This is a genomic window from Amycolatopsis coloradensis, from assembly GCF_037997115.1.
Classification (GTDB): Bacteria; Actinomycetota; Actinomycetes; order Mycobacteriales; family Pseudonocardiaceae; genus Amycolatopsis; species Amycolatopsis coloradensis_A.
This window is the reverse complement of sequence record NZ_CP150484.1, coordinates 6,599,769-6,610,810: the sequence shown is the minus strand read 5'-3', so window position 1 is coordinate 6,610,810 and position 11,042 is coordinate 6,599,769. Positions and strand designations below refer to the sequence as shown.

1 protein-coding gene is annotated in these 11,042 nt (G+C 73.1%); it reads left to right on the top strand.

What is annotated here, in order from left to right; translation table 11 throughout:
* Window positions 1-16: 16 nt before the first annotated feature.
* Window positions 17-11,011, top strand: a complete 10,995-nt coding sequence (locus LCL61_RS30865; RefSeq protein WP_340683026.1) for an SDR family NAD(P)-dependent oxidoreductase — start codon at window positions 17-19, stop codon at window positions 11,009-11,011.
* The last annotated feature ends 31 nt before the right edge of the window (window positions 11,012-11,042 follow it).

Genomic DNA, 11,042 nt, shown 5'->3' with positions numbered 1-11,042 from the left:
GAGGAGGACCACCGTCATGACGACCGACGAGCGGACGCTCGACTACCTCAAGCGACTGACCGCCGAACTGCGCGAGACGCGGCGCCGTCTGCGAGAGGCCGAGGAAAGCGGCTCGGAACCGTTGGCCGTGATCGGCATGGCCTGCCGCTTCCCGGGCGGGGTCACCTCGCCGGAAGGACTGTGGGACCTCGTCGACGGCGGCGGGGACGGGATGACGGGATTCCCGGCGAACCGGGGCTGGGACACCGACGGGCTCTACCACCCGGACCCGGAACACCGGGGCACCAGCTACAGCGACCAGGGCGGATTCCTGCACGACGCCGGGGAATTCGACGCGGGCTTCTTCGGGATCTCGCCGCGGGAAGCGCTCGCGATGGACCCGCAGCAGCGGTTGCTGCTGGAGGTCACCTGGGAGACCTTCGAACGGGCCGGGCTGGACACGGCGGCGCTGAAGGGCAGCGCCACCGGGGTGTTCGCCGGGGCCATGCGCACCGAGTACGTCTCCGGATTCGACGGCGAATCCGAAGAGGTCGAAGGTTTTCTCGGCACCGGCTCGTCCAACAGCGTGCTGTCGGGGCGGCTCTCCTACACCCTCGGGCTGGAAGGCCCGGCGGTCACGATCGACACGGCGTGTTCGTCTTCGCTGGTGGCGGTCCACCTCGCGGCGCACGCGCTGAGGTCGGGGGAGTGCTCGCTCGCACTGGCCGGCGGCGTCACGGTGATGGCCACGCCGGAGACGTTCGTCGAGTTCTCACGCCAGCGCGGGATGGCGCCGGACGGGCGCTGCAAGGCGTTCGCCGCCGGCGCGGACGGCACCGGCTGGGGCGAGGGCGCGGGCATGCTCCTGCTGGAGCGGCTGTCCGACGCGCGCCGCAACGGGCATCGGATCCTCGCCGTCCTCAGGGGAACGGCGGTGAACCAGGACGGCGCGTCCAACGGCCTGACCGCGCCCAACGGGCCGGCCCAGCAACGTGTCATCCGTGCCGCGCTGAAGAACGCGAAGCTGACCGCCGCCGACGTCGACGCCGTGGAGGCGCACGGCACCGGCACGACGCTGGGCGACCCGATCGAGGCGCAGGCGCTGCTGGCCACCTACGGTCGTGAGCGGGAAACCCCGCTGTGGCTCGGTTCGGTCAAGTCGAACATCGGGCACACCCAGGCCGCGGCCGGGGTCGCCGGGATCATCAAGATGGTCGAGGCCATGCGGCACGGCGTGCTGCCCCGCACCCTCCACGTCGACGAGCCCTCCCCGCACGTCGACTGGACGGCCGGAGCCGTCGAACTGCTCACCGAACCCCGGCCGTGGGAGACCGGCGACCGCCCGCGCCGCGCCGGGGTGTCGTCCTTCGGCATGAGCGGCACCAACGCGCACGTCATCCTGGAGCAGGCCCCTTCGGCTGAGGACGCCGAGCCGGAGCGGACTCCGCCCGCCGTCCAGACGTGGCCCCTTTCGGCTCGCGGCCCCGCCGCGCTGAAAGCCGCCGCCGCGCAGCTCCTGTCTACGGTGGACACCTTCGATCCGCTCGATCTCGGCTGGTCGCTGGCGACCACGCGCACCGCGCTGGAGTCGCGTGCCGCGATCGTCGGCGGCACCCGGGAAGACCTCGCGGCCGGGCTGGCCGCGCTCGCCGAGGGAGAGCCCGCACCCGGCGTCGTCACCGGCGAACCGCTGCTCGGGCGCACCGCGTTCCTGTTCTCCGGCATGGGTGCCCAGCGCTGCGGCATGGGCCGCGAGCTGTACGACACCTTCCCCGCCTACCGCGCCGCCTTCGACGAGACGTGCGCCGCCCTCGACCCGCACCTCGACCGCCCGCTGGCCGACGTCGTCTTCGGCGACGACCAGAAGCTGCTCGACCGGATGACCTTCGCGCAGCCCGCGATGTTCGCCGTGCAGGTCGCGCTCTTCCGGCTGCTGGAGTCGTGGGGTGTGCACCCGGACTACGTCGTCGGCCATTCCGCCGGTGAGCTGGCCGCGGCCCAGGTCGCCGGGGTCTGGGACCTGGCCGGTGCCGCGCGGATGATCACCGCGCGCGGACGCCTGATGGAGGCCCAGCCGCCGGGCGGCGCGATGATCGGCATCCAGGCCACCGAAGAGGAGGTCGCCGCCGAACTGACCGACGGTCTGGAAATCGGCGCGCTCAACGCCCCCGACTCGGTCGTCGTCTCCGGGGAGGAGGCCGCGGCCGAGGCCCTCGCCGCGAAATTCGCCGAACGCGGCCGGAAGATCAAGCGGCTCAACATCTCCCACGCGTCGCATTCCGCGCGGATGGACGGCATGCTCGCCGAATTCGGCGCCATCGCCGAGGGGATCCCGCACGGGGCACCGTCGATCCCCGTGGTGTCCAACGTGACCGGCCGCCTCGCCGGTCCCGGCGAGGTCACCGTGCCCGGCTACTGGCCGCGCCACGTCCGGCAGCCGGTGCGGTTCGCCGACGGCGTCGGATTCCTGCGCGGCGAGGGGGTTTCCCGGTTCGTCGAGATCGGGCCGGACGCGGTGCTGGCCGGGATGGCCGCGCGGACCCTCCCTCCTGAAGGCACTCTCGTCGTCCCGGTGCTGCGCAAGGACCGTGCCGAAGCCCAGACGGCGATGACCGTGCTCGCCGAACTGCACGTCCGCGGCGCCCGCGTCGACTGGACCGCGTTCTACGAGGGCACCGGGGCCCGTACGGTCGATCTGCCCACGTACCCGTTCCAGCGCGAGAACTACTGGCTGCGCGGTGGCCGTGGCGCGGGCGACCCGGGCGGGCTCGGCCTGGCCGACGCCGCTCACCCGCTGCTCGGCGCGGCCGTCCCGCTCGCCGATGGCGCCGGGGTCGTGCTGACCGGCCGGATCTCGCCGTCCACCCATCCCTGGCTTTCCGATCACGCGGTCGCGGGCACCGTCATCGTGCCGGGTACGGCCCTGGTCGAGCTCGCGCTGCGAGCCGGTGACGAAGCCGGCTGCGCGCACCTGGAAGAACTCACCCTGCGCGAGCCGATGGTGCTTTCGGGTCCGCTGGACGTCCAGGTCGTCGTGGCCGGGCCGGACGAGAGCGGCCGTCGGGCCGTCGCCGTGTACTCGCGCGCCGGGGAAGGTGCCTGGACGCTGCACGGTTCGGGGACCTTGGTACCGCAGGCCCCGGCCGCCGGTTTCGACCTCGCCGAGTGGCCGCCCCGTGACGCCGTCTCGATCGACGTCGCCGACGTCTACCCGGTGTTCGCCGCCGCCGGACTGGAATACGGCCCGGTCTTCCAAGGACTCAAGGCCGCTTGGCGGCTGGGTGAGGAGATCTTCGCCGAGACCGCGCTGCCGGAAGACACCGCGAAGGCCGACGTCGAGCGCTTCGGTCTCCACCCCGCGCTCCTGGACGCCGGTCTGCACTCGATCGGCCTGCTGGCCGGGGAACCGGGCGGCGCCAAGCTGCCGTTCCACTGGCAGGACGTCACCCTGCACGCCACCGGCGCGTCCGCGCTGCGGCTGAAGCTCACGCCGGGACCGTCCGGCGCCGTCACCCTGCGCGCCGCCGACGGAACGGGAACACCGGTCGTCACCATCGGCTCCCTGACCCTGCGCGAACTTGCCCCCGTCACCTCGGCGGCCCCCGGTCTCGACTCGCTGTTCCGCCTCGACTGGACGCCACTGCCCACCCCGGCCGAACCGGCGCCGGTCGAGTGGGCCTATCACGGGCGGGTCGGCGGCGGCGCCGTTCCGCCGGTGGTCGTGCTCCCGGTGTTCACCGACCCGGCGGGTGTCCGTATCGCCACCCGCGAGGTCCTCGCCGTCCTGCAGCAATTCTCCACTGAAGACCGCTTCGCCGACGCGAAACTCGTCCTCGTCACCTGCGCCGCCATCGGCCCCGGCCGGGTCGATCCGGCCGCCGCCGCGGTCTGGGGGCTCGGCCGCTCCGCGCAGAGCGAACTCCCCGGCCGGGTCGTCCTCGTCGACACCGAGACCGGCGACCTGACCGAATCCGAACTCACCGCCGCGCTGGCGACCGGCGAACCCCAGCTGACCTTGCGCGACGGTGTGTTCGCCGCGCTTCGGCTCGGCCCGATGCCCGGTACCGACGAGCTCAGCCCGCCCGCCGAACCCGCGTGGCGGCTCGGCATGGCGGCCCGCGGAACGCTGGAGGAGCTGCGGCTCGAGCCCTGCCCGCAGGCCCTGGAACCCCTCAAACCCGGGCATATCCGGGTCGCCGTCGCCGCCGCGGGTCTCAACTTCCGCGACGCGCTCAACGTCCTCGGCATGTTCGAAGGCGAGCCCGGGCCGCTCGGCAACGAGATCGCCGGCGTTGTTCTGGAAACCGGGTCCGAAGTGGACGATCTGGCTCCCGGCGACCGCGTGATGGGTGTCGCGATCGGCGGCATCGGCTCCATCACCACCGCGCAGCGCTCGATGTGCGCTCGTATCCCCGAGAACTGGACGGACGAGGAAGCCGCGTCCGTGCCGCTGGTGTTCCTCACCGCCTACTTCGGCCTCAAGGAACTCGCCGGACTGAAGGCGGGGGAGTCCGTCCTGGTCCACGCGGGTGCCGGCGGTGTCGGTATGGCCGCGATCCAGATCGCCCGTCACCTCGGCGCCGAGGTCTACAGCACCGCCAGCCCCGCGAAACAGCACGTGCTGCGCGAAGCCGGGCTGGACGACGGCCACATCGCGAACTCCCGCACCCTCGACTTCGAACAGCACTTCCTCGCCACCAGCGAAGGCCGCGGGGTCGACGTCGTCCTCGACGCGCTCACCGGTGACTTCGTCGACGCCTCCCTGCGGCTGCTGCCGCGTGGCGGCCGGTTCCTGGAGATGGGCAAGGCCGGACTGCGTGACCCCGGCGAGGTCGCCGCGCGGCACCCCGGTGTGCACTACCGGCCCTACGACCTCATCGAAGCCGGCCCCGAGCAGTTCTCCCGCATGTGGGCCGAAGTGCTGGAGTTGTTCGCGAGTGGTGTCCTGAGGCCGTTGCCGCGTCACGTCTGGGACGTCCGCCGCGCACCGGAGGCGTTCCGGTTGCTCAGCCAGGCCAAGCACATCGGCAAGGTCGTGCTCACCATCCCGCGCGGACCGGAGCCCGGCGGCACCGTCCTGATCACCGGCGGCACCGGTGGCCTCGGCGCCCTGCTCGCCGAACATCTGATCGCCGAGTACGGCGTCCGGCATCTGCTCCTGACCAGCCGCCGCGGCCCGGACGCTCCGGGCGCGGCTGAGCTGTCCGAAGAGCTGACCGCGCTGGGCGCGACCGTCACCATCGCCGCGTGCGACAGCGCGGACCGCGAAGCCGTCGCCGCGCTGCTGGCCGCGATCCCTGCGCAGCACCCGCTGACCGCCGTCGTCCACGCGGCCGGTGTTCTCGACGACGCCCCGATCGACGCGCTGAATCCCGAACGTCTCGACCGTGTCCTCGCCCCGAAGGCCGATGCCGCCTGGCATCTGCACGAGCTGACCGCGGAGCTGCCGCTGCGCTGGTTCGTCCAGTTCTCCTCCGCCGCCGGTGTGCTCGGCAACCCCGGCCAGGGCAACTACGCCGCCGCCAACGCCTTCCTCGACGGCCTCGCCACCCGGCGTCGCGCCGAAGGACTGGCCGCGCAGTCCATCGCGTGGGGACTGTGGTCGGGCGGGATGAAGGGCGAACTCGGCGACGCGGGCGAAGAACGTATGCGCCGCAGCGGTTTCCCGCCGATCGACCCCGAAGAGGGCCTGGCGATGTTCGACCGCGCGGTCGGCCTCGATCACGCCGTCCTGCTCGGCCTCAAATTCGACCGTGCGACCGTACGCGGTAGCGACGCCCCGATCTCCCCGCTGATCCGCGCGCTCGTCGGTGGTTCCGGCCGCGCCAAGGCGAAGACCGCCACCGCCGAGCAGGCGGGTGAACTGCGGCGCAAGCTCGCCGGGCTGTCGGCGCCGGACGGGGACGAACTCCTGCTGGACCTGGTGCGCCGCGAGGTCGCGCTGGTCCTCGGGCACGCCGACGCGGCCGGGATCGCCGCGACCCGCGCGTTCAACGAAATCGGCTTCGACTCGCTCACCGCGGTCGAACTGCGCAACCGTCTCGGCGCCGCCACCGGTCTCCGGCTGCCCGCGACGCTCGTCTTCGACCACCCGACGCCCGACGCGCTGAAGATCTTCCTGCGCGGCGAACTCGTCGGGGACGAGACGCCGGCCCCGGTCGCGGTCACCCCCGCCACGACCGGGGCCGGTATCCACGACGATCCGGTCGTCATCGTCGGCATGGGCTGCCGGTACCCGGGCGAGGTCACCTCACCCGCCGAGCTCTGGCAGCTGGTCGCCGAGGGCCGCGACGGCGTCGGGGACTTCCCGGCCGACCGCGACTGGCCGCTGGACTCGCTGTTCCATCCGGACCCCGATCACCGCGGCACCACCTACGCGTCCGAGGGCGCCTTTCTGTACAACGCGGGCGATTTCGACGCCGAGTTCTTCGGGATCTCACCGCGGGAAGCGCTGGCGATGGATCCGCAGCAGCGCCAGGTGCTCGAGACCGCGTGGGAGGCGCTGGAGGGGGCGGGGATCGACCCGGCCACCCTGCGCGGCACCAGCACCGGTGTCTACGCGGGTGCCCTGTCCAACGACTACATCTCGCGGCTGAGCGCGATTCCCGAGCAGGTCGAGGGTTTCCTCGGCACCGCGTCCTTCAGCAGCGTCGTCTCCGGCCGCGTCGCCTACTCGCTGGGGCTGGAAGGCCCGGCCGTCTCCGTCGACACCGCTTGCTCGTCTTCGCTGGTCGCCGTGCACCTGGCGGCGCAGTCGCTGCGGTCGGGGGAGTGCACGCTGGCGCTGGCGGGCGGCGTCAACGTGATGGCCTCGCCGGACATGTTCGTCGAGTTCTCGCGGCAGCGCGGGCTGGCGCCCGACGGCCGCTGCAAGCCGTTCGCCGGGACCGCCGACGGCACGAACTGGGCCGAAGGCGTCGGGGTCCTGGTGCTGGAGCGTCTTTCCGACGCCCGCCGCAACGGGCACCGCGTCCTCGCGGTCGTCAAGGGTTCCGCGGTCAACCAGGACGGCGCGTCCAACGGGCTCACCGCTCCCAACGGACCTTCGCAGCAGCGCGTGATCCGGTCGGCGCTGGCGAACGCCGGGGTCGAGGCGTCCACTGTGGACGTCGTCGAAGCGCACGGCACGGGCACTCCGCTGGGCGACCCGATCGAAGCGCAGGCGCTGCTCGCGACCTACGGCCAGAACCGCGAGCGGCCGCTGCTGCTCGGTTCGGTCAAGTCCAACATCGGCCACACGCAGGCCGCGGCCGGGGTCGCCGGGATCATCAAGATGGTCGAGGCGATGAACCACGGGATCGTCCCGGCGAGCCTGCACGTGGACGAGCCGACGCCCCACGTCGACTGGACTGCCGGGGATATCTCGCTGCTCACCGAGCAGACGCCGTGGCCCGAGACCGGTGGCCCGCGCCGCGCCGGGGTGTCGTCGTTCGGCATCAGCGGCACCAACGCCCACGTCGTCCTCGAACAGGCTCCGGCCGAACCCGAGCCCGAGCCTTCGGGAACCCTGCCGGTCCTGCCGTTGCTGATTTCCGGGCGCACGCCGGAGGCGCTGGCGGCGCAGATTTCACGTCTGTCCACTGTGGATGTAACTGTGGACACCGGCTACTCGCTCGCCACCACGCGTACCCAGCACCAGTACCGCGCGGTCGTCGTCGGCGATCCCGGCGCGGGCCTGCGGACGCTGGCTTCGGGCGAACCCGTGCCTGGCCGTCTCGCCTTCCTGTTCACCGGCCAAGGCTCGCAGCGACTCGGCATGGGGCAGGGACTCTACGAAGCCTTCCCCGCCTTCGCCAAGGCTTACGACGAAATCGCGGCGCTGCTCCCGCTCGACGGCGACCTGAGCCGGACCGGGACCGCCCAACCAGCGATCTTCGCTTTGGAGGTCGCGCTCCACCGGCTCTTCGAGTCGTGGGGTGCGCGCCCGGCCTTCGTCGCCGGGCACTCGATCGGCGAGATCGCCGCCGCGCACGTCGCAGGCGTGTTCTCACTGGAGGACGCGGCAAAGCTGGTCGAGGCGCGAGGCAGGCTGATGGAGGCGCTGCCCGAAGGCGGCGCGATGGTCGCCGTGCAGGCCACCGAAGCCGAAGTGGCCGAGTTCGGCGTGGCCGTCGCGGCGGTCAACGGCCCGGACGCCGTCGTGCTCTCGGGCGCGGAGGGGCCGGTGCTGGCGGCCGCGTCGGCGCTGGAGGACCGCGGCCGCAAGGTGAAGCGGCTCGACGTCTCCCACGCGTTCCACTCGCCGCTCATGGACCCGATGCTCGACGACTTCGCGGAAGTCGCGCGGAGCCTGACCTATGCCGAGCCGTCGATCCCGGTCGTCTCGGCCGTCACCGGCGCCGTCGCCACCGAGCTGACCGACCCCGCGTACTGGGTGCGGCACGTGCGGGAGCCGGTCCGGTTCGCCGACGCGCTGACCGCGCTCTCCGCCGAAAACGTGACCACCTACCTCGAAATCGGCCCGGCGGCGGTGCTTTCGGCACTGGCCGCGGGATTCGGCGAGGCGATCCCCGCCCTGCGTGACGACAAGGACGAGCCGGCGACGGCGGTCACCGCGCTGGCCCGCCTGCACGTCCGCGGGATCGACGTCGACTGGGCCGCGTTCTTCGCCCCCGCGAAACCGCGTGTCGTCGACCTGCCGACCTACGCCTTCCAGCACGAGCGGTACTGGCTGCGCGAACCCGCCGTGGCGCGCGTCGCCGGCGGCCTGCGCCATCCGGTGCTGGCCAACGCCGTGACGTCGGCGGACGACGGCTCGGTCCTGTGCACCGGCGTCCTCCCCGCCGACGCCTCGGACACCCTGCTGGTCGAACTGGCGATCCGCGCCGGTGACGAGGCAGGCGCGGGCACCCTGGCCGAATTCGCGGTCGAGGCACCGCTGACCGGGGACCGCGAGGTCCAGGTCGCCGTCGGTGCCGAGAGCGACGGCCGCCGCCCGGTCTCGATCCACACCCGCGCCGGCCTGGGCTGGCGACGGCACGGAACCGGATTCCTGGTCACCACCCCGGTCCCGGCGCCGTCGGCCCCGGACGGGCCGCTGACCGAGCTGACCCTGCCGGACGACTCCGCGCAGCTGTACGGCCTGCACCCGAGCCTGCTCGACCCGGTCCTCGCCGGACGCGGCTGGCCGGTCGCCTGGCGGAACGTGACCCTGCACGCCACCGGCGCCACCGCCGTCCGGGCTCACCTGAGCCCGCCGGGGGAGCTGGCGGTGTTCGACCTCGCGGGCGCCCCGGTGCTGTCCGCCGAGGTGACCTTCGGGGAGCGCCCGGCCGCGGTGACGACACCGAGCGAGTCGCTGCACCGGATCGTCTGGTCGCCGGTCCCGGCGGGTGGCGCCGAGCTGTCCTGGTCCCGTCTCGAAGACGTCGGCGCCGAGCTGCCCGGCGCCGTGGTCCTGGAACTCGCCGAACCGGCCGGTGACGTGGCCGACGCGGCGCGTTCGGCCGCGGCGACCGTGCTCACCGCGCTCCAGGACCCGGCGTACGCGGGCACCCGGCTGGTCGTCCTGACCGCCGGCGCCGTCGCACTGTCCGAAGAGGACGGTGCCGATCCGGCGGCCGCCGCGGTCTGGGGCCTGGTACGCGCGGCGCAGTCGGAGAACCCGGGCCGGTTCGTCCTCGTCGACGGCGACGGTGACACCACGCTCCTCGGCAAGGCGCTGGCCACCGGCGAAGACCAATTGCTGGTGCGAGAAGGCAAGTTGTACGCGCCGAAGCTCTCGCTGGTGCGTGCTCACACCACCGAGACTCCGGTGCTGGCCGGGGGAGCGGTGCTCGTCACCGGCGGCACCGGTGGGCTCGGCGCCCAGCTAGCGCGGCACCTGGTGCGGGCGCACGGCGTCACGGAACTGGTGCTCACCAGCCGCCGCGGTCCCGACGCCCCGGGCGCGACCGAGTTGTCCGGCGAGTTGACGGCTCTCGGCGCGCACGTCCGCGTCGAAGCGTGCGACGTCGCCGACCGCACCGCCGTCGAAGGCCTCTTGGCCGGGATCCCCCGGCTGAGCGGGGTCGTGCACGCGGCGGGCGTCCTCGACGACGGTCTCGTCGGCGCGCTCACCCCGGAACGGCTCGCCACCGTGTTCGATCCCAAGGCCGCCGCGGCTTGGCACCTCCACGAGCTGACCAAGGGGCACGAACTCGCGGCGTTCGTCCTGTTCTCCTCGGCCGCCGGGGTCTTCGGCAACGCGGGTCAGGGCAACTACGCCGCCGCCAACGCCTTCCTCGACGGTCTCGCCGTGCACCGCCGGGCACTCGGCCTGCCCGCCCGCTCGCTGGCTTGGGGCCGCTGGGCGGACGGCATGGGCGGCGCCCTCGGCACTCAGGCAGGGCAACGCTTGAGCCGCAACGGTTTCCCCGCACTGAGCACGGACGAGGGCCTGGCGTTGTTCGACGCCGCACTGGCCGCGGACGTGGCCGCCTCGGTCCCGGTGAAACTCGACAAGGCCGGTCTCGCCGACGCCGCCGCGGCCGGACAGCTGCCGGCTGTCCTGCGCGACCTGGTGCCCGCGGTCCGGCGCACCGCCGCGGCGGCCGACGCCGGCGCGCTGCGGGCCAAGCTCGCCGGGCTCGCCGAAGCGGAGCAGGAACGCGCGCTGCTCGACCTGGTGCGCGGGCAGGCCGCGGCCGTGCTCGGGCACGCCGGGGCGGCCGCGATCGCCCCCGGGCGCGGCTTCCTCGACCTCGGGTTCGACTCGCTCACCGCGGTCGAGTTCCGGACCGCGCTGGCCGCCGCGATCGGCCTCACCCTGCCCACGACGGTCGTCTTCGACTACCCGGCGCCGGACGCGCTGGCGAAGTACCTCCAGACCGAACTCGCCCCCGAGACCGGCGCGGCCGCCGCGGTGACCGAGCAGATCACCCGGCTCGAAGCCCTGCTCGACGGCGCCGACCCCGGCGACGCGGAGATCGACGGACGGCTGAAGCGGCTGGTGTCGGCATGGGCGGCGAAGAAACCCGCCCACGCGGACCTCGACGCCGCTTCACCGGACGACCTCCTCGCGCTGATCGACGACGAATTCGGCCCGCGCTGAGACCGCCCTCGTCCCATTCAGGAGCCAGCCG